Origin of the sequence: Variovorax sp. V213, assembly GCF_041154455.1 — a bacterium.
In the GTDB taxonomy this organism is placed as follows: domain Bacteria; phylum Pseudomonadota; class Gammaproteobacteria; order Burkholderiales; family Burkholderiaceae_C; genus Variovorax.
On sequence record NZ_AP028665.1, the window covers coordinates 478459 to 497721 of the forward strand.

The 19263-nt window shown below is 66.5% G+C and carries 17 protein-coding genes and 2 pseudogenes; 6 read left to right on the forward strand and 13 right to left on the reverse strand.

What is annotated here, in order from left to right:
* Position 1: 1 nt before the first annotated feature.
* Both ACAM55_RS27320 and ACAM55_RS27325 read right to left on the reverse strand, forming a co-directional pair.
* The gene (locus tag ACAM55_RS27320; protein ID WP_369657389.1) at positions 2-1240 is read right to left on the reverse strand and encodes a styrene monooxygenase/indole monooxygenase family protein; all 1239 of its coding nucleotides are present in this window, start codon (positions 1238-1240) and stop codon (positions 2-4) included.
* A 28-nt stretch (positions 1241-1268) separates the two neighbouring features.
* Complete coding sequence (locus tag ACAM55_RS27325; RefSeq protein ID WP_369657390.1) at positions 1269-2060, reverse strand: SDR family oxidoreductase; 792 nt, start codon at positions 2058-2060, stop codon at positions 1269-1271.
* A gap of 180 nt (positions 2061-2240) precedes the next feature.
* Here ACAM55_RS27325 and ACAM55_RS27330 point away from each other — a divergent pair, with 180 nt between their 5' ends.
* The 4 genes from ACAM55_RS27330 to ACAM55_RS27345 are packed head-to-tail and all read left to right on the forward strand — an operon-like array spanning position 2241 to position 4396.
* Entirely contained in the window at positions 2241-3239 is a 999-nt protein-coding gene (locus tag ACAM55_RS27330; RefSeq protein WP_369657391.1) for an AraC family transcriptional regulator, read from the forward strand.
* A gap of 50 nt (positions 3240-3289) precedes the next feature.
* The gene (locus tag ACAM55_RS27335) at positions 3290-3781 is read left to right on the forward strand and encodes a helix-turn-helix transcriptional regulator (protein WP_369657392.1); all 492 of its coding nucleotides are present in this window, start codon (positions 3290-3292) and stop codon (positions 3779-3781) included.
* Positions 3778-4185, forward strand: coding sequence for a VOC family protein (locus ACAM55_RS27340; protein WP_369657393.1), 408 nt, complete (start codon positions 3778-3780; stop codon positions 4183-4185). Before ACAM55_RS27335 ends, ACAM55_RS27340 begins: the two co-directional genes overlap by 4 nt.
* A 10-nt stretch (positions 4186-4195) precedes the next feature.
* The gene (locus ACAM55_RS27345) at positions 4196-4396 is read left to right on the forward strand and encodes a hypothetical protein (RefSeq protein ID WP_369657394.1); all 201 of its coding nucleotides are present in this window, start codon (positions 4196-4198) and stop codon (positions 4394-4396) included.
* Here the strand turns inward: ACAM55_RS27345 and ACAM55_RS27350 are convergent.
* The 6 genes from ACAM55_RS27350 to ACAM55_RS27375 form a co-directional block, all read right to left on the reverse strand.
* Positions 4315-4686: a hypothetical protein gene (locus ACAM55_RS27350; RefSeq protein ID WP_369657395.1), complete on the reverse strand. Its 372-nt coding sequence runs from the start codon at positions 4684-4686 to the stop codon at positions 4315-4317. The two genes, ACAM55_RS27345 and ACAM55_RS27350, sit on opposite strands and share 82 nt — an antisense overlap.
* Positions 4687-4846: 160 nt before the next feature.
* A complete protein-coding gene (locus ACAM55_RS27355) occupies positions 4847-5263 on the reverse strand; it encodes a nuclear transport factor 2 family protein (RefSeq protein WP_369657396.1) in 417 nt (138 codons plus the stop codon).
* A 177-nt stretch (positions 5264-5440) separates the two neighbouring features.
* Complete coding sequence (locus tag ACAM55_RS27360) at positions 5441-6469, reverse strand: MerR family transcriptional regulator (RefSeq protein WP_369657397.1); 1029 nt, start codon at positions 6467-6469, stop codon at positions 5441-5443.
* Positions 6470-6667: 198 nt separating this feature from the next.
* Positions 6668-7375, reverse strand: a complete 708-nt coding sequence (gene pyrF / locus ACAM55_RS27365; protein WP_369657398.1) for an orotidine-5'-phosphate decarboxylase — start codon at positions 7373-7375, stop codon at positions 6668-6670.
* Positions 7376-7456: 81 nt separating this feature from the next.
* Positions 7457-7777, reverse strand: coding sequence for a low molecular weight protein tyrosine phosphatase family protein (locus ACAM55_RS27370; protein WP_369657399.1), 321 nt, complete (start codon positions 7775-7777; stop codon positions 7457-7459).
* Between the two features lie 83 nt (positions 7778-7860).
* On the reverse strand, positions 7861-8265 hold the full coding sequence (locus tag ACAM55_RS27375) for a RidA family protein (protein ID WP_369657400.1): 405 nt from the start codon (positions 8263-8265) through the stop codon (positions 7861-7863).
* A gap of 144 nt (positions 8266-8409) precedes the next feature.
* On the opposite strand from ACAM55_RS27375, the gene ACAM55_RS27380 reads away from it, so the two are divergent.
* A complete protein-coding gene (locus ACAM55_RS27380; protein WP_369657401.1) occupies positions 8410-9342 on the forward strand; it encodes a LysR substrate-binding domain-containing protein in 933 nt (310 codons plus the stop codon).
* Positions 9343-9381: 39 nt separating this feature from the next.
* Here ACAM55_RS27380 and ACAM55_RS27385 read toward each other — a convergent pair whose 3' ends face one another.
* The 5 genes and pseudogenes from ACAM55_RS27385 to ACAM55_RS27405 all read right to left on the reverse strand — a co-directional run bounded on the left by ACAM55_RS27385 (position 9382) and on the right by ACAM55_RS27405 (position 17426).
* A complete protein-coding gene (locus ACAM55_RS27385) occupies positions 9382-11817 on the reverse strand; it encodes a PepSY domain-containing protein (RefSeq protein WP_369657402.1) in 2436 nt (811 codons plus the stop codon).
* 13 nt (positions 11818-11830) lie between these two features.
* Positions 11831-13945, reverse strand: a complete 2115-nt coding sequence (locus ACAM55_RS27390) for a TonB-dependent siderophore receptor (RefSeq protein ID WP_369657403.1) — start codon at positions 13943-13945, stop codon at positions 11831-11833.
* Positions 13946-14156: 211 nt separating this feature from the next.
* Positions 14157-15613, reverse strand: a pseudogene (locus ACAM55_RS27395) (diguanylate cyclase).
* A gap of 131 nt (positions 15614-15744) precedes the next feature.
* Positions 15745-16686, reverse strand: a complete 942-nt coding sequence (locus ACAM55_RS27400) for a methyltransferase, TIGR04325 family (protein WP_369657404.1) — start codon at positions 16684-16686, stop codon at positions 15745-15747.
* A gap of 47 nt (positions 16687-16733) precedes the next feature.
* A complete protein-coding gene (locus ACAM55_RS27405; RefSeq protein ID WP_369657405.1) occupies positions 16734-17426 on the reverse strand; it encodes a GntR family transcriptional regulator in 693 nt (230 codons plus the stop codon).
* A gap of 86 nt (positions 17427-17512) precedes the next feature.
* Between ACAM55_RS27405 and araD the strand changes: the two are divergent.
* Positions 17513-19239, forward strand: a pseudogene (araD, locus tag ACAM55_RS27410) (L-arabinonate dehydratase).
* The last annotated feature ends 24 nt before the right edge of the window (positions 19240-19263 follow it).

A 19263-nucleotide genomic window follows, 5' to 3' on the forward strand; every position in this document is an offset into this window, starting at 1 on the left:
GCTACGCGACGGCCGCGCAGGTTTCGATGTAGCGGTCCGCTTCCGCGGCATCCGCGAACCACGGGAAGAAAGTGCGCGGATCGTCGAAGCCGTTGGCGAAGGCGCTGGCCAGCGGCGGCATGGCGCCGGCGCTGCCGAGCAGCTTGAGCACATGGGGCGGCGGTGGCGCCAGCAGCATGTTGGTCCACTGCGTGACCCATTGCGCATAGCCGAACCAGTAGCGGTCGAAGGTCTGCTGCATCCACGCCGCATCGGCCGCGCCGTTGCCGCGCGCGAGGATGCTCTTCAGATAGGTGTCGGCGCACTTGGCTGCATTGTTGGAGCCCTGGCCGGTGATCGGATCGTTGAGCACCACCACATCGGCCAGCCCCAGGACGCGGCGCCCCGAGGGCAACGTGGCGACCGGCTTGCGCACCGTCGGCGCGAAGCGGCCCGCGAGGATGCCGTTGTCGTCGGTCAGCTCGATGTCCGTACAGCGCTCTGCTTCCCATGGGGTGAAGGTGCCCAGAATCCATTGGCTGCGCGCGAGATGCTCCTGCGGCGTCTTCACGTCCGCCCAGCAATCCATCGGGCCGCCCGGCACACCCTCGAACACCATGATCTCGCAAGGCCCGGTCGTGGTCAGCGCCGGGAACACGAAATATTCGCCCACGCCCGGAATGAGGTTGAAAGACACCGCGGAGAAAGGCTCGCGTGGCGCCATGCCCTTCACATAGGTCAGTGCCAATGCGCGCTGCGGCTTGTCGAAGCTGGATTTGTGGGCGTCGCGCTCGAAGAGCTTCGAGATCTCGCCCTTGCCGCTGGCAACCAGCGTGAGGTCGTGGCTTTGGGTGCAGGCCTCGAGTTCGTCGATGCCCACGTCCTTGAAGACGAGTTCGCCGCCCTTCTTCTGGAACAGGTCCATCCAGGCCGGAATCTTCACGCGCTGGTCGACCGACTGCGCGCTCGAATTCAGCCGCGCGGTCCAATCGATGGCCCTGGCGCCCTTTTGCTCGGGGTGCGGCACGGCCAGCCCGATGCCGTCCACTGTGGGGCAGTCCTGCGCCCAGAGGTCCAGGCCCAGGTCGCGCTCGATCTGCAGCGAGGTGTGGAACATGCACTGGCTGGACATGACCTTGCCGCGACGGATGTCCTCGCCCGTGCGGTTGCTGAACATCGTGACCTCGTAGCCTGCGGCGAGCAGTCCGAGACCCAGTTGCAGGCCCGACTGGCCCGCGCCGACGATGGCGATACGCTTCATTGCTTGCTCCTTGATGCTCCGTTCGGAGCTAGTCCATCAACTTGGGAATGGCGGGCACGGCCTGCTCGGGCCCCATGGCGGCATAGCCGCCGTCCACCGCGTAATCGGAACCGGTCACGAAGCTCGCATGGTCCGAGCACAGGAACAGCACCACCTGCGCCACCTCGTCCGGATCGCCGACGCGGCCGAGCAGATGGAAGGGCGCGGCCACGCGATCGGTCTTGGCGCGGTCGCCGCCGCTGAGGCGGTCCATCACGGCCGACCATGTCCAGCCTGGCGACACGCTGTTCACGCGGATGCGGTCCGGCGCCAGGTCCATCGCCATGCTGCGGGTGAGCTGCGCCATGGCGGCCTTGCTCACCGGATAGAGCCAGCGCCCCGTCTGCGCCACGCGCGAGGAGATGCTCGTGAAATTGACCACCGCCCCGCCGCCCGCCGCCACCATGTGCGGGTGCACCGCCTGCAGCATGGCCACGGCGCTCGCCACGTTCACGTTGAACGAAGCAAGCCAGTCGGCGCGCGGCGACTTGAAGCCGTCGTCCAGGTAGGAGCACGCCAGGTTGACGAGAAAGTGCACGTCGCCGTGCCGCGTGGCCGCCTGCGCCACGCATGCCTGCACCTGCGCGTCGTCGGTGATGTCGGTGCGCACGAAGTGCACGCCGGCGCCGAGCGAATCCGCCAGCGCCTGGCCGTTGGCGGCGTCGATGTCGGCAATGACGACCTTCACGCCGGCCGCGTGCATCGCGCGCACCACGCCGGCGCCTATCAGCGTGGAGCCACCGGTGACGATGGCGCTCCTGCCTTCGAGTCCCTTGAACATGACGCTTGCTCTCCTCGGTTGATCGGGCAGGCCGGGTCGGCCTGTGGAGCGAACGTTATGAGGGAGCACGCCTTCGGCGAATCCCGCAAACGCAAGGCCGTGTCCCTGGCGCGCAGGTTTTTGTCGAGGGCTGGTCCGAATTGTGGCCGGGGATGGTTTTTGCTAGGGTGCCTTGGCCCCATGGAAACCGCCACGACTCCACCGCTGCCGCTGCAGCGTTACCGGCTTTTCGAGAGCCACGACATGGACGAGGCCCGCGAAAGCGTGGCGCGCGTGTTCTGCCCGCACGGGCTGGTCATGCTGCGGCCCCGCACCGAGCTCGATGCCTGCCATCACAGCGCGCGCCTCCATCGAGACGTGAGCCTCAACTATGTGCAGTACGGCCCCGGCGTGCAGATCGACCCCGGATACCTGCAGGATTTCTTCCTGTTGCAAATTCCGTTGCGCGGCGGTGCCGAGATCCGCTGCGGCGCGCAGCATGTGGACGCGACGCCTCGCCTTGCCTCGCTGCCTTCACCGACCGAGCCGCTGTCGATGCGCTGGGCCGACGACAGCCCGCACCTGATCGTGCGGCTGGCGCGCTCCGCGCTGCTCTCCCGGCTCGAAGCCTTGCTCCAGGCGCCCGTCAGGCAGCCGCTGGTGTTCGACCTCGGGGTGCCGCTCGACAACCCCGCCCTCGCGCCGATGGTGCACTTCATCGACTATCTGCGGCTCACGCTCGACGCCGGCACCGCACTGCAGGCCGGCAGTCGCCTGGCCGAGCATGCCGAGGAGTACCTGATGGCCAGCCTCTTGATGTCGGCGGGGCACAACCACTCGCGCGCCCTGGCCGGCGACGCCCAGCGCAGCCTGCTGCCGCGCGTGGTCCGCAGGGCACAGGAATACATGGCGGCGCATGTCGAGCAACCCTTGTCGCTGGCCGACGTGTGCCGCGAAGCCGGTTGCAGCGCGCGTGCGCTACAGCTGGCGTTTCGCCAGCATGCGGGCCTGGGCCCGATGGAATTCCTGCGCGAGCTGCGCCTGGACAAGGTGCGCGCCGAGTTGCGGGTGCCGGGCCATGGCGGCGTGCGCGACGTTGCGCAAAAATATGGCTTTCTTCACATGGGCCACTTTGCGGCGCAGTACCGAACCCGCTTTGGCGAGCGGCCCTCGGAAACCCGAGCGCTGCGAGCCTTCTGACACATGGCCGTTGCAGGTCTGATTGAAAACGCGAGCCCGCGCGAGCCCGCATGAGTGCGAGCCCTGCCACTCAGGACCCCGATCTGCTGCGCCGGCTGCTGCGCGCCAAGGACTGGATGGACGCCGCATCGCACGAGGAGTGGCCCGTCGGGCGGCTGGCGCAGGTGAGCGGCGTGTCCGAGGCTCACTTTGCACGGTCGTTCAAGCAGGCCTTTGGCATCCCGCCGCACCGCTACCTGCTCACGCGGCGCATCGAGCGCGCGATGGCGCTGCTGCGCGAAACCGACCTGCCCATCACCGACATCGCCTTCGACACCGGCTGGGCGAGCCTGGGCACCTTCGGGCGCACCTTCCGCGACATCACCGGCAACAGCCCGAGCGCGGTCCGCTCGCACGGGAAGCTGGCGGCGCACGAGATCGGCCGCGTGCCCGTCTGCATCGCCAACGCCGCGCGCCGGCCCGACCTCACGACCGCAGTTTCGGAGAAGCGGCGCCAGGCGGCAGACGGTACAAACGGGCTCGAACAACAGGAGAGTCCATGAAAGAGGGCATTGAAGTCGTCGGTTTGTATGTGCGCGATCAAGACGAGGCGCTGGCGTTTTATGTGGAGAAGCTCGGTTTCCGCGTCCATACGGACGTGAAGAACGGCGACTATCGCTGGCTCACGGTGCAGCACCCGGAGCAGCCGTCGTTCCAGCTCGGCCTTTTCACGCCCGGGCCGCCGGTGCTCGACGCGGCGACGGCGCAGGCGCTGCGCGCCCTCGTGGCCAAGGGCGCGATGCCGCCGCTCGTGCTGACGGTGGCCGATTGCCGCGCTGCCTACGAGCGCATGCTTGCCGCGGGGGTGGAGTTCACGCAGGAGCCGGTGGACCGCTTCGGTACCGTGGACGCCGGCTTTCGCGATCCGTCGGGAAACGGCTGGAAGATGATCCAGGGGCGCGGCTGAGGAGATCGCCTTGAACTGGAACAACAACTGGGTCCGGCAGACCCACCGCTGGCTGTCCATGGCCTTCACGCTCACCGTGCTCGCCAACTTCGCCGTCCGCGCCTGGGGAGAGCCGCCCCCTTGGGTCACCTATTCGCCGTTGCTGCCGCTCTTCTTGCTGCTGTTCAGCGGCTTGTACTTGTTCGCGCTGCCGTATGTCGGCCGGCGTTGATCCACCGGGACATGCACGTCCCATGTCTTCGGAGGACTCACGGCTTGGGCGCACACCACCGCAATCACCCGGCGGCTGCGTCGCACCAGTTCGCCGCCCCTGACAACATCGAACCAGATTTCATGCCACCGCGCCTTCAGGGGCACGGCACATCTGGGAACGAGTACTTTCAGGTTCGGGTCGCCGGCCTCCCATTCGCTGCCCGGATGCGTCGAGTTCTCCTGCACCATGAACCGGCGGGCTTCCTCCCGGATCTCATACAAGCCATGCACCGCATCGTTGGAACGCATGTCCTCGATGCCCGAAGAAGAAAAGCAATGTGTGGCCCAGATGAGCAGCCAGAAGGGCAGGAGGTGGCGATGGATGTGCATGAAGTTCGGAGCAGAGGGTAGCTGGAGGCGCCCACATAAGCCCTTCGGAATGTATTCCGCTCGGTTGTTTAGGGCTCCTCTACTTCATGGCTTCTGCGACGGCCGCGGTGTCGTAGTACTCCATGAATTCGACGATCTTTCCGTCACGAAAACGCAAGACGTCCACCTTTGGGGAATGCACCTTTTTCCCGGTCTGCCGGTGCTCCCATTCGCAACTACCAAGCATCACCACGCGGTCGCCTTGGGCGACGAACTCGTCCGCTGAGTAATTGAGCAGCTTCCACTGTTCGCCCATCCGTTCGAAGTAGCGCTGGACTTCGCCCTTGGAAGAGCATTCTTCCGTGAACTCAGCACCTGCTGCGCCAGCGCCCAGCGAGCGCCAACGTACGTCGTCAGAAATCAAACTCATCCAGTACTGCGCACTCGTGGCTTTGGAACCGTTCCAGAGGGCGTAACCCTCGCGCAGAACTTGTACATTGGCTTCTTGTTCGGTCATGCGTGTCTCCTTGGAGTAGCTTTCAGAGAACTATCCCACGGCGATTTGGCGAGTCGCGCATGGTCGCCTCATGATGCTCCACGCAGATTGCGCCATCAACTCTTATCCCTGTCTCTCTGGCGAAGCCCGTTCTTGTCCGACTGACGCCGTTCGGAGCACGGACGCGTTGCGGAGCTCTCACCCTGCCTGTGGTCGCCAAGCGATGACGCCCTGCGTCCGCGCCCGCACTTCAGGGGATGCGAGGCAGGTTGCGACGGCCTCGTATCCGGGAGCGCCTGGGTGGGGGGCGACTCGAATGGGTGGGCTGTGATTGGCGGGGCAGAGGATGATCGACTCGTCAGTTCCTACGGCGGCCAAGTCCAGGATCACACGTGAGCGCGTGAGTAGGAAGAGTGGGCGAGCATGAGACCCACGACGGCGCAGATGAGTGATGACAGCCTGCTGCGTGGCATGGTCCAGGCCCTGCTCGACCATGTCGACGATCAGGATAGCCGGGCCTTCGGCTTCCAGTGCCGCCATCAAAGCGATCAATGCATCGGAACCCGTCGCGCCATCGTCAATCAGCCATGCCATTGCTTGAGCGAGCCGTGACTTCAGGGCCGGGTTGCCATCCATCCGCGCCGCCGTGTCAACGTTGTCCGACCGTTCCAGCCCCAAGAATGCAGCGCCCGGCAGAATTTCGGCCAAGCGCAAGGCCAGACGGGTCTTGCCGCTGCCCAGCGGGCCGACGATGTAGTTCAGCGGCCGCATGTCGTGCAACTCGAACAGTTCACCACCCCACGGCCAGGGAAGTTCGAATTCGATGCTGAATCCCGCAGCTGGTTCCAGCAGGCGTGTCAGCTCGCCGACCGTCGGCGTCTGTCCCCGGGCGAGATCGGCTCGGACACCACGGATCTTCTCAACAGTGTCCACAAGCTGACGCACGCGACCTTCGAGTGTTGTTTGATGCGCAGCCAAAGCAGTTTCCAGTCCCTCGGCGTCGCCTTCCAGCACGCACGCAACTTGAGCAAGGCTGAGGCCAAGCTCGCGCAAAGCCACGATCTCTGCACCACGGGCCATTTCTTGGGGACCGTAGGATCGCCAACCGATGGCGTTCCGAGTTGGGGTCAACAAACCGCGCTGCTCATAAAGGCGCAGGGCCTTGGTGGAGACGCCGAGCCGCTTGGCTGCCTCAGAAGGATTCAGGAATGGGGCGGAAGAGCTCAAAGATCACCTCATGATTTGACCGATACTGCCTTTATCAAGGCGGCCGCAGGGGCCAGGTCAAGCAAATTTTGAGTTTGTTCTCATTCGACCCGAGAGCGGGGGCTGAGCATGCCCTTTGCCACCCTTCGACCTGATCACGATCCATTCATGGTCGGAATAGGGGACGACTAGAGACAACTGCGGCGTCGGATATCGCGATCACAAGGAGACAGCCCCATCCACCTGCGTCTGGATGACCGCAAGGGCGTCGGACGGATTCGGCGAGCGAGAGATGGAACGTCCGATGACGATGTGACTCGCTCCCCAACGTATCGCGTCGAACGGCGTAGCCACTCTTGCCTGGTCATTCGCCGCATCGGTTTGCAGCTGCGTGCCCGGGGTAACGATGAGCATTTCAGGCGGAAGGAGGTCGCGAAGCAGCCGCGCCTCCTGGGCTGAGGCGACCACGCCATGGCAGCCGGCCGCAGCGGCCAGCTTGGCCAGTCGTACGACCTGCTCTGGGACCGTCGCGTCCAAGCCCAATTCCCTGAGATCATCATCTCGCAGGCTCGTGATCACCGTCAGCGCCAGCACATTCAATTGGGGGTATGCGCGAGCAGCCTCCACTGCGGCACGCAGCACCGCAGAGCCTCCGGATGCATGAACGGTGACCATCGAAGCCCCCAAGGCACCTGCTACCCGCACTGCAGCGGCCACCGACGTGGGTATCTCGTGAAGCTTCAGGTCGAGAAAGACTTCCTTGCCGTCCGAAATCAGCTTTTGCACCACGGCCGGGCCGGCCGCAGTCAACAGCTGAAGGCCGATCTTGTAGAACCGCGCCGACGGTCCGAGTTGCGCCACCAGTTCGAATGCCCCACTGGCCGAGTCGAAGTCGAGAGACACGATGATGTTGTTCTTCTGTGTCATCGCGGTGCAAGGTGAAAGGGTTGTTTGGAGGATCGGTGCTGGCTGCATCGGGCCGTGCGACAGCGCGCCGCTCTTGCTTTGCTAGCGGAGATGCTGACCGACCTTCTGCTGAAGCAGCGCGATGAGCTCGGGCTGCATGAACTCATAGCGATCAGGAACATCGAGGCACACGATCCTTTTTCCTTGCAGCGACGCCGCGAACCGCTGCTTGAGCTTTGTCCGGTGCTGCTTTTCCATCACGAAGATCAGGTCGGCCCATTCCACCTGTTCGGCGCTCAGTACGCAGTCTGCGTCGGGCGCGAGGCCGGCAGAATCCGTCTCGATGCCCGGCCCTGCGAACACGCTCTCGGCGGTGGGGCTGCGAAGCCTGTTCCTGCTGCAGATAAAGAGCACGCGGCGCATCGGTGGTGTCGGGATCGGATGGTGGGGCTGGATTCTGGCAGACGCCCGACGGAGGTTCTCCTCACGCCTGCTCGCCGGCCAGCTCAGTCCACCTGGGCCTCGGGGAGCTTTGCGATCACCTTGATCTCGAAGTCGAAGCCATAGAGCCACGTCACGCCGACGCCAGTCAGCGTCGGGTGCGGCGCGTTGCCCCAAAACTCCGGCACCAGCTTCCAGATTTTCTCGAACTTCGATTCGGGATCGACGATGAAGACGGTCACGTCGATCACGTCGTCGAACGTGCAGCCTGCGGCCGCAAGGACCTCGTTCAGATTGCCGAACGCGAGCCGCACCTGCGTTTCCAGGTCGGGCTCGGGCGAACCGTCCTCGCGGCTGCCGACCTGCCCCGAGACGAACAGGAAGCCATTGGACCGGATCGCCGGCGAATAGCGATTTCTTTCATAGAGCGCTTGGCGCCCCGGCGGAAAAACGACGTCACGTAGAGCCATGGATGGACCTTCTCGAAGGGGTCGAAGCCGACCCTGTGGTTGCGATGGAGGGACTCTAGGCATTCGGGCCTCGCGGATAAACGGCCAAAGCCAATAATCACTGTTTGCAGATACCAAACAAACTGCGAGGCACCAGGAGCAGAGATGGACCGTTTCGATGCGATGCAGGCATTTGCCCGCGTGGTGGAAGCAGGCAGCTTCACCAAGGCGGCCGAGACACTTCACATGAGCAAGACCAGCGTGACGCAACTGGTGCAGCAGCTGGAAGCGCGGCTGCGCGTCAAGCTGCTCAACCGCACCACGCGCAAGGTCAACGTCACGGCCGACGGCGCGGCCTACTACGAGCGCGTGGTGCGCCTGCTGGGCGACATGGACGATGCCGAGACCAGCCTGTCTGATGCGTCGGCATCGCCGAGAGGGCGGCTGCGGGTGGATGTGCCCAGTCCGCTCGCGCGCCTGATCCTGGTGCCGGCCTTGCCGGCATTCCACGCGCGCTACCCCGACATCCAGTTCGACATGGGCGTGAGCGATCGCATGGTGGACCTGATCGGCGAGAACGTGGACTGCGTGGTGCGCGGCGGCGAGCTCGCCGATCAGTCGCTGATGGCGCGCCACGTGGGCGACCTGCAGCTGGGGGTTTACGCGGCGCCAAGCTATCTTGAACGCGCCGGCTTGCCCTCGCACCCGCGGGAGCTCGAAAACTCGCACCACCGCGTCGTGGGCTTCCACTGGCCGCGCACCGGCAAGGTCTTACCGTACACCCTGCGCCGCCAGGGCGGCGAGAGCATCCAGGTGCAAGGCCGCTATGTGCTGGCGGTCGACGACGGCAATGCCTACCTCGCAGCCGGCCTGGCGGGCCTGGGCGTCCTCTGGCTGCCAGACTACATGTCCGATGCGCACGTGGCGCGCGGCGAGCTGGTGCCGCTGTTCGAAGGCTGGCACCTCGATCCGATGCCCATCTACGTGGCGTTTCCGCCGAACCGGCATGTCAGCGCCAAGCTGCGCGTGTTCATCGATTGGGTCGCGGCGCTGATGGCGCAACATGCGCCTGTCCAGCGCCCGGCGACGCAGAGGTGAAGAGGACCTGACCTCTACGGTTCGGAACGCTGACCGCGGTCAGTACACGTCGCGGCGGTAGCGTCCTTGCGCAATCAGCGCGTCGAGCCCGGCAGCGCCCAGCACTTCGCTCAATGCCGCATCCACGCCGGGCGCCAGGCCTTCGCGGCTGCCGCAGACATAGACCAGTGCGCCATCGGCGATCCAGCGGCGGAGCTCGTCGGCCGCTTCGCGCAAGCAGTGCTGCACGTACCTGCGCTCGGGCTGGTCGCGCGAGTAGACGAGGTCGGCGCGCGCCAGCATGCCGAGCGCCTGCCACCGCGCGGTGTCCGCGGCGCAGAAGGCATCGTGCGCGGCCTGGCGTTCGCCGTATACCAGCCAGTTGCGCGCGTGGCCCCGCCGCACCCGTTCTCGCAGGTGCGAGCGCAGCCCGGCATATCCGGAGCCGTTGCCGATGAAGATGCAGGGCAAGTCCTCGTCCGCCAGCGCGAAGGCCGGATTCGCGACAAGCCGCATCTGGATCGCATCGCCGATCTGCGCGCCGGCGGTCAGCCAGCCGGAGGCGAGACCCAGCCCACCTTCATGCCGCATCTGGCGCACCAGCAGCTGCACACAGTCGTCTGCCGGCATCGAGGCCACCGAATAGCTGCGCGGCGCTGGCCGCGGGTGCGCATCGGCGGCGGCTGGCGCGCCCTGCAACAGCACCTCGACCAGCGCACCCGGCTGCCACGCCGGCGCGCCCGCGCGATGCAGCTCGATCTCGAACAGCGGATGGCCCAGGCTGCCCGGATTGAGCAATTGGCGGCGCACCAGCCGCCAGGATTCGAAGGCCCGCTCGGCCGGCGAGGCCGCATGCGACGGCCACGCGGCGCGCACATCGAAGGCCTCGGCGATCGAGCGCTGCCAGCGACCGATGGCTTCGGGATTGCCGTTGTCGACCTCGACCATCGGGAACAGTGCCTGCGCGCCCTGGTTGCGCAGGTCGCGGTCGAGCTTGCGGCCGAAGCCGCAGAAGGTGGCGTAGTGCCAGTCGCCGAGTGCGAGCATGCCGTAGTGAATGTGCTGCAACTGCGAACCCGCCTGCTGCGCGAACTTGCGCGCGAAGGCGCGTGCGCTGTCGGGCGGCTCGCCGTCGCCGGAGGTGCTGACGACCCACAGCACCTTGCGGAAATGCAGCAGCGCATCGACGCTGAGTTCGGCCAGGGTCTTGACCACGATGCCGAGGCCTGCGGATTGCAGCGCGGCCGCGGTCTGCAGGGCAACGCGTTCGGCATGGCCGGTCTGCGTGGCGAAGGCGATCAGCACCTGCTCCGGGCCCTGCCCAGCGCTGCCGCGGGCAAGGTCGAGCTGCGCGCGCTCGGCGCGCAGTGCCTTGCGGGTTCGGCGGCGGCCGAGGTACAGCATCCAGCCGGTGATGGCGAACAGCGCCAGGCCCAGGCTGGCAAGCATCATCAGGATGCGGCCCGGAAGGCCCCAGTAGGTGCCCATGTGCAGCGGATAGATGCTGTTCACCAGGCGGCCGGCCATGGGCTTGTCGGCATAGCGCTCGTGCTGCGTCGCCTCGCCCGTGGCCGCCTGCAGATAGAGCCGGTTGCGCGCGCGCTCGTGCTCGGGTGCCGCGCGCAGGTAGGTGGCTTCGACCTGCGAGGCATTGCGCGTGGGCAGGCGCAGGGTGACCTGGCTCCAGTCCCCCAGGGTCGTCTGCTGGAAGGAGCGCCACACGCGCTGCAGGTCGAGCCGGGCCGGTGCGCCACCGGCGGCTGCGTCGGCGGGCCGGGCGCCCTGCATGCGCTGCATGCGAACGGCGCGGCCTTCTCCGGCCGCATCGTCGATCACGGTGCGCACCGCGTCGAAGCCCCAGTAGAGCCCGGTGAAGCCGGAGACCAGGTAGGCGAGCAGGGCGATGGTCCCGGCGACAGCGTGCAGGTTCCACAGGAAGGCGCGGCCGCTGAGCGCAAAGTCGAGCCGCAGCCAGCTGCGCCACGCGAGCGGCTTTCGCGGCCAGCGCAGGTACAGGCCCGACAGTGCGAGCACCAGCAGTCCTGCGGCCAGGGTGCCCGTCACGGGCTTGCCGGTGTCGCGCGGCATGAGCAGCCAGCGATGCAGGCTTTCGACGAACTCGAAGAACGCTTCGGCGCGCGGCTCCGGCAGCAGGCCAGCGGTGTAAGGATCGATCAGGCGCGTCTCCCCGCGCCGCTCGCCGGGCGGCGGCGCGAAGTTCACGCGCACCGGACGGCCTGCCTCGGCGAACAGCGTCAGCGTTGCCACGCGCCGCCCCGGCTGCGCGGCCTGTAGCCGGTCCAGCAGCTCGGCCGGGGCCAGTGGCTGGGCGTCGGCCGCATGCGGCAGGCGATGAAGGGCCGGATCGATCAGGTCGGTGATTTCGGCGCGAAAGGAAAGGACCGCGCCGCTCAGTCCGATGACCAGCAGCACCGATCCCGCCGTGATGCCGATGAACCAGTGGATCTGGAACCAGGCGCGTCGCCAAAGAGCCATGCTTCGCCCGTCCTCAGAGATCGATCTTGACCGTTGCCTTGATGGTGCGCGGAACGCCCACCGCCAGCCGCGTGCCCGCCGCCGACCAGTAGCGCTTGTCGCCGAGGTTGTCGACGTTGATCTGCCACAGCGTGCGCTTGCCGAAGAGCTGCGTCACGTAGCGCGCGCCGGCCGCGAAGATCGTGTAGCCGCCGATGAAGCCTTGATTCAGGTCGTCGATCGGCCGCTTGCCGGTGTAGTAGGCGCCGCCGTTGACCGACAGGCCCGGCACCGCCGCGATGTCGTAGGAGAAGAAGGCGCTGGCCGTGTGCCGGGCGGTGTTCTCCGGCATCTTGCCGTTGTACTGGGCGTTGATGCCGCGGAACTCGGCATCCAGCGTCTGCGCCGAGAGCTGCCAGGCCAGCTGCCGCGCCAACTTGCCCTGCGCCGAGAGTTCCAGGCCGCGATAGCGCTGGCGGCCGTCGGCCACGAAGGTGTTGGCGCTGTTGGTGTAGGCGCCCGGGCGTTCGATGTCGAACAGCGCGGTCGACAGCAGCGTGCCCGAGCCGGTGAGCCAACGCAGCCCGGCTTCCTTCTGCTTGCTCACGCCAGGCGGCATGCGGTTGTTCTGGTTCGCGGTGCCGGCGGGCGCGACTTCGCCTTCCTCGACGCCTTCGGCATAGGAGACATAGGCCATGAGGTCGGGCGTGAACTTGTAGCTCAACGCGGCCAGCGGCGTGGTCTTCTTCACGTCGTAATCGATTTTCGGCAACGTCGAGCTGGCGAACTGCGTGCTTTCGAAGCGCGTATGGCGCACGCCCGCCACCAGCTGCCATGCCGGCGAGAAGCTGATGCGGTCGAGCGCGTACAGGCCCAGCTCCCGGCTGTCCTGCGCGCCCGTGGTGGGCTGCGTGGGCAGCGCGGTGAGCGGCAGGTAGCCGATGGCGCGCGGAAAGTACAGGTTCTGCGTCGTGGTGGCACCGCCGTAGTTGCGCTGGAAGATCGGATCCTGGCTCTTGTCGCTCTGCGCAGCGCCCAGCGTGAGCTCATGCTGCACGCCGCCGGTCGCGAAGGTTCCGAACAGCTCGGTGCGCAGCAGGTCGGAACTCTGCTCCAGGTGCTGCACGTTGCCGGTGATGCGGCCGGCGCCGGTGCGCGCGTCGTAGTTGCTGAAGGTCGCCAGGCGCCGGTCGCGCTGGGCCTCGGAGTGGCCGGCCTCCACCATCAACGCCCAGTTGTCGCTCAGGGAGTAGTCGGCCCGCAGCTGCGCGTTCTTGACCTCGGCCTCGAAGACGGCCCACGGCGGGCCGATGAGCTTGTGCGGATCGGGCAGCGCCGGTAGCGCGATCCGTCCGTTGACAGCCGCCAGGCGCGAGATGCCGGCCTGCTCGGTGATGCTCTTGCGGTAGTACTCCAGGTCGGCCTTGAGCGTGAGCCTGTTGTTGACGCGCCAGTCGAAAGCGGCCGACAGGAACTTGCGGTTGCCGTCCACGCCGTCGATGGTCGAGCCGAGCTGCCCGCCCGCCGCGTTGATGCGCAGGCCGTACTGGTTCTGATCACCGAACTGGCGGCCGAAGTCGACAAAGCCCTGCATCGTGCCCTGGTCGTCGAAGCTGGTGCCCACCGAAGTGACGGGCGTGCTGCCCGCGCGCTTGGTCACCAGGTTGATCACGCCGGCGGGCGAGGTGAAGCCGTAGTAGAGCGCCGAGGCACCCTTGAGCACCTCGACCCGCTCCTTGTTCTCCATCGGGATCTCGGACACGTTGGGAATCGCGAGCGAGCCGTTGAGCCGGTAGTTGGTGCGGTTTTCGACGGCAATCCCGCGGATCACGAGCTGGTCGAAGGTATCGCCGCCGTTCTGCTGGCGCGTGACGCCCGCCGTGTTGCGCAGCACGTCGTAGATACCGGCCGAGCCCTGCAGCTCGATGACCTCGCGCGTCACCGTGTTGACCGTGGCTGGCACCTCCATGATGCCGGCCCCGCGGAAGGTGCCGGCCTCGACGGTGTTGGCCACGAAGCCGCTGTCGCGGTCGGATCGGACGGTGACCGCGTCGAGCTCGCCGCCCGCGGCGACGGTGGAGGAAGCGGCCTGCGCGCAGGCCAGCTGGGCCGCCAACGCGAGCGGCAGAAAGACAAAGAGATTGCGCATGGAATCGCCCGTCGACGGGGCTTGATCCCGGCGACGACATCTGAAAGAGAGCTGGAGAGCGGCCGATTGTAAGACAAACGAATGAGAATTATTCGCATGACGGACCGTTTGCAGGCCGTTGTCGGCACGGTCGACGCCTGCCGCATCCGCGAAGCTCAGCCAGAGCCCGTAGCGCCCGCGCGCGCGCGGGCCGAACGCTCTCCGTACCTCGTCAGCGCCGCCGCTCGATCGCGCTCTCGCGGTAGTGGCGGGCTTTCTCCTCGTACATCGCGCGATCCGCGCGCTGCAGCGCCGCGTCGAGATGGTCGCCGGCATCGCAGGTCGCCACGCCGATCGCAAGGTTCAGCATCCGTCCGCTCTGCCCCGCATAGAACTGGTTGTTCAGCTCGAGCATGGAGGCGATGCGGTCGCGCATCGCCTCCGCCCCGCGCTCATCCGTCTTGGGCAGCACAACGGCAAACTCGTCGCCGCCGATGCGCGCGGGCCAGCCGGGCTCGTCGACCGCCTTGCTCAGCACCTCGCCCACGCGCCGCAGCAGCGCATCGCCGGCGGCATGTCCTTCCTCGTCATTGACGGGCTTCAGGCCGTTCATGTCGATCACCAGCACCGACACCGGCCAGGGGCCCTTGCGCGACAGCCGGTTCAGTTCTTCCGAGAAGAAGGCGCGTTGCGAAGCTGCGTCAGCACGTCGTGCTTGCCCAGGTACTCGAGATAGGCCTCGGCCTTCTTCCTGGCCGTGATGTCGATCAGCGACACCAGCACGAGGTCCCAGGTGGCGAGCCGGTCTTCGAGCACGGCAAACTGCATGTGGATGTTCAGCAGGTCGCCCGTCAGTGCGTAGTTGACGACCTCGCGCTGCTGCAGCATCTTGCCGTTCCATAGGTCCAGCAGCTGCTCGGCAAAGGAGTCGTGCATCTCGTCGCGAAAGATGCCGGAGAGGTTGTCCAGCAGCTCGCTCTTGTCGGCTGCGCCGAACATGCGCAGCGTCTCGCGGTTGACGTCGATCACGCGGATCTCCCGCATGCATCGCGTGATGAACTCGGGGTGCACCTTGATGAAGGTCGTGAAGTCGCTGATGCCCCGCTTGCGGATGTCGTCGAGCAGGATCTTGACCCCGCTGAAGTCTTCCACCCACAGCGACACGGGAGAGCGCTCGAACAGCTCGCGCGCGTAGCGCTCGCTCTCCAGGCGCAGCCGCTCGGCCCGCACGCGCTCGGTGATGTCGTCGAGCGACACCAGCACGCGATCCCATGACGCCTCGTGGCCGGGCAGCACCTGCACGCGCACGTGCACATCGAGCCTGCGGCCGTCCAGCGCATAGTTGACTGTCTGGTTGTCGAAGCAGAGTTTTCCGCGCCAGAGCTGGTCCAGCTCGTAGATCACGGGCGCGGTCATGTCGTCGCGAAAGATGCTGTCGAGCCGCGACAGCAGGTCGGCCTGGCTTTGCGCACCGAAGAGGGTGAGCGTGCTCTGGTTGACGCTCAGCACCCGCAGCTGCGCCATGCATTCGCGCACATGCCGCGGCTCGGCATTCAGGTGGGCCACCAGGTCCACCACACCGGCGCTGCGCCACGAATCGAACAGCTGGCGCAGCCCGCTGTAGTCTTCGAGCCAGAGCGACATCGGCGCAAACTCGAACATCGATTCGTAGTCGGTCGTGGACGGCATGGATTTCTTCCTTTGCGCGAGGGGGTCGTGTCCGCAATGATGCACCCTCGGCGGACCGCGGCAATGCGCTGCCCATGCCTTTCAACGCCTTCTGGCGCGGTGCCGTGGCGGTGGCGTACCGCCGCGCGGATTCAGCTTGTGAAGTAGAGGCCGCTGTACACGGGCACGCAATGCTCGGGAAACCCGGGCAGGTCGATCGAGCGCTCGGGCACCTGCCACTGCTCCCGCAGCGTGTAGCCCAGCGCCTCGACTTCCTTGACGAAGCGGCGGCGGTTGTAGACGTGCATCGGCGCGAAGCAGCCGGCGCCGATGTTCTGCGTCGTCACGTAGTCCTCGCCGCCATAGAGCGGAACCTTGTTCAGGAGAATGTGCCGGGGGCGCTGCCCGCACTGCTGGAGCAGTTGCGCGGGGCGCGCATTGTCGAGATAGTGCAGGGCGCCGGCAGAGATCCAGATGTCGTTGCCGGGCAGGGCCTGCGCCAGGTCTTCGGCAAAGCTCAATGCGCCGGCCCCGGCATCCGGCTTGCTGGCCATTTCTCGGCCGATGGCAGCGATCGCGGGCACTTCGACCACGCGCCAGGACAGATCCTTCGGCATCTCGAAATAGCGGCGGTAGGCATAGAAGTGGACGCCCACCGAGCCGCCGATGTCCAGCACCTTGGTGGCGCCATCGCGGAATGCGCGTTCGAGCCACCACATCACCGGATAGTCGTAGGCAAAGATCTTCTTCGTGCGGACGTCCACGTATTCGGCCGCCAGTGCGGCGTGGTCGAACTCAGGACTGGGGGGCAGCGAACTCCGCGCCTCGGCAAAGCTTTTGAACAGGCCGAAGCAACCGGCGAAACCGGCCTCGGAAAAAAACCGCCGGCGCCGCCAACGCTGCAGCGCCGGCCGGGCGACCGGCCCCTCCAGGATCTGCCTGACGATTTGCGGAGCACCGGTGTAAGCCATGTTTACCTCCATCCTCTTGACGATCGCCGCCTGCCGCGGTTCTGAGGTGCGGTGGGCTGATTCGAAGAATGGCCGGCAATGATCTTCCCCATGATCTGCCGCTCCGCGTGGAAGCGAACGCATTGCCAGCCCGGAATGCCGCCAGCATACGACAAAAGTATTAAATGTGTTTACTTTCTTGCGATGAAGTCGGGATGGCGCGCGCAGATTTCCGGCAGCGAACTCAGCGTGCCGGAGAGGTGTTCGCGCAGCGCCTTCTGTGCCGCGGCGCCGTCGCCCTTGGCAATGGCGCGCACGATGGCGCGGTGGTCGCGCAGGATCGCCTCGGTCTTGCCGGCCGTGGGCAGGTGCAGGCGCCGCAGGCGGTCCACATGGCCCGAGACGCGGCTCACCAGGTCCCAGAGGCTTGGCACATTCGCGGCTTCGTACATCAGGTGATGAAACTTGCGGTCGGCACCGACGAACTCGCCGTACTGCCGCGCCGCCGCCAGCGTGGCCTGCAGCGCGACCTGTGCTTCGAGCTGCGCGACCAACCCGGGCGGGGCCTCCTCGGCCAGCTGGTGCACGATCTCGAGCTCGATGGAGCGGCGCAGAAAGTGCGCCTGCCGCGCCGCGTCGATGTCGATGCGGCTGACCAGGGTGGCGTGCTGGGGAAACACGTCCACCAGGCCTTCCTCGCTGAGGCGCAGCAAGGCCTCGCGCACCGGCGTCTGGCTCACGCCGAAGCGGTCGGCCAGCTCTTGCCGCACCAGCACCGTGCCGGGCACGAGGTCGAGGGAGAGGATGGCATCGCGCAGTTTTTCGAGCACCTGCGGTGCGGCCAGGCGGGTGCGGTCGAGTCGGATCCGGGGGAGGGCAGTCATTCGCTGGAATTCTCGCTTTGACGTAGTGATATATTAGTGTTTTAATGTAGTTGATCCCACCCGAAGACTTGTTTCTTCAGCCCTCGATGCCACGCTCCTACGACACCCTGCGCAGCGCCCGCTGGTTCGCGCCCGACGACTTCCGCTCCTTCGGCCACCGCTCGCGGGTGATGCAGATGGGCTACGCGCCACCGACTGGGTGGGCAAGCCCATCATCGCCATCGTCAACACGTGGAGCGACGCCAACCAGTGCCATTCGCACTTCAAGCAGCGCGTCGACGACGTCAAGCGCGGCATCTTCCAGGCGGGCGGCTTTCCGCTCGAACTGCCGGCCATCTCGCTGTCCGAGAGCATGGTCAAGCCGACCACCATGCTCTACCGCAACTTCCTGGCGATGGAAACCGAGGAGCTGCTGCGCAGCCATCCGGTGGACGGCGCGGTGCTGATGGGCGGCTGCGACAAGACCACGCCGGGCCTCACGATGGGCGCGCTGAGCATGGGCCTGCCGTTCATCTACCTGCCGGCCGGGCCGATGCTGCGCGGCAACTGGCGGGGAAAGGTGCTCGGCTCGGGCTCGGACGCCTTCAAGTACTGGGACCAGCGCCGCGCCGGCCAGCTCAGCGACCAGGCCTGGCAGGAGATGGAGGCCGGCATTGCGCGCAGCCATGGCACCTGCATGACCATGGGCACCGCGGCCACCATGATGGGCATTGCCGAGGCCGTGGGCTTCACGCTGTCGGGCGCCTCGAGCATTCCCGCGGCCGACGCCAACCACGTGCGCATGAGCGCCGAATGCGGCCGCCGCATCGTCGAGATGGTGTGGGACGACCTGACGCCGGCGAAGATGCTCACGCGCGACAACTTCGAGAACGGCATCGCCTGCGCCATGGCGATGGGATGCAGCACCAACGCGATCGTGCACCTGATCGCCATGTCGCGCCGCGCCGGCCATCCGGTCACGCTGGACGACTTCGATGCCGCGAGCCGCCGCGTGCCGGTCGTCGCCAACATCCGGCCGAGCGGCGACACCTACCTGATGGAAGACTTCTTCTATGCGGGCGGCCTGCCCGCGATGCTGGAGCGCATCCGCGGCCACCTGAAGACCGAGGCGCGCACGGTCAATGGCCGCACCATCGGGCAGAACATCGGGGGCGCGGAAGTCTTCAACGACGACGTGATCCGCCCGCTCGACAACCCCATCTATGCCGAAGGCGCGCTGGCCGTGCTGCGCGGCAACCTCGCACCCGACGGCGTGGTGATCAAGCCCAGCGCCTGCGCGCCGCATCTGCTGCAGCACACCGGGCGCGCGCTGGTGTTCGACGACTATCCCAGCCTGAAAGAAGCGGTGGACGACCCCTCGCTCGACGTGACCGGCGACGACATCCTGGTGCTGCGCAATGCCGGGCCGCGCGGCGCCGGCATGCCCGAGTGGGGCATGCTGCCGATCCCGACCAAGCTGCTGAAGCAGGGCGTGAAGGACATGCTGCGCCTGTCGGACGCGCGCATGAGCGGCACCAGCTACGGCGGCTGCCTGCTGCACTGCTCGCCCGAGTCGGCCGTCGGCGGGCCGCTGGCACTGGTCCGCACAGGCGACCGCATCCGCGTCGATGTGCCGCAGCGGCTCATTCACCTGGAAGTGAGCGACCAAGAACTGGCGCGCCGCAAGGCCGCGTGGACGCCGCCCGCGCCGCGCTACGAGCGCGGCTACGGCTGGATGTTCGGCCGCCACATCCTGCAGGCCAACGAGGGCTGCGACTTCGACTTTCTCGAAACCGAATTCGGCCGGCCGGTGCCCGAGCCGGACATCTTCTGAAGACCATTTGTTCGAACGAACGAT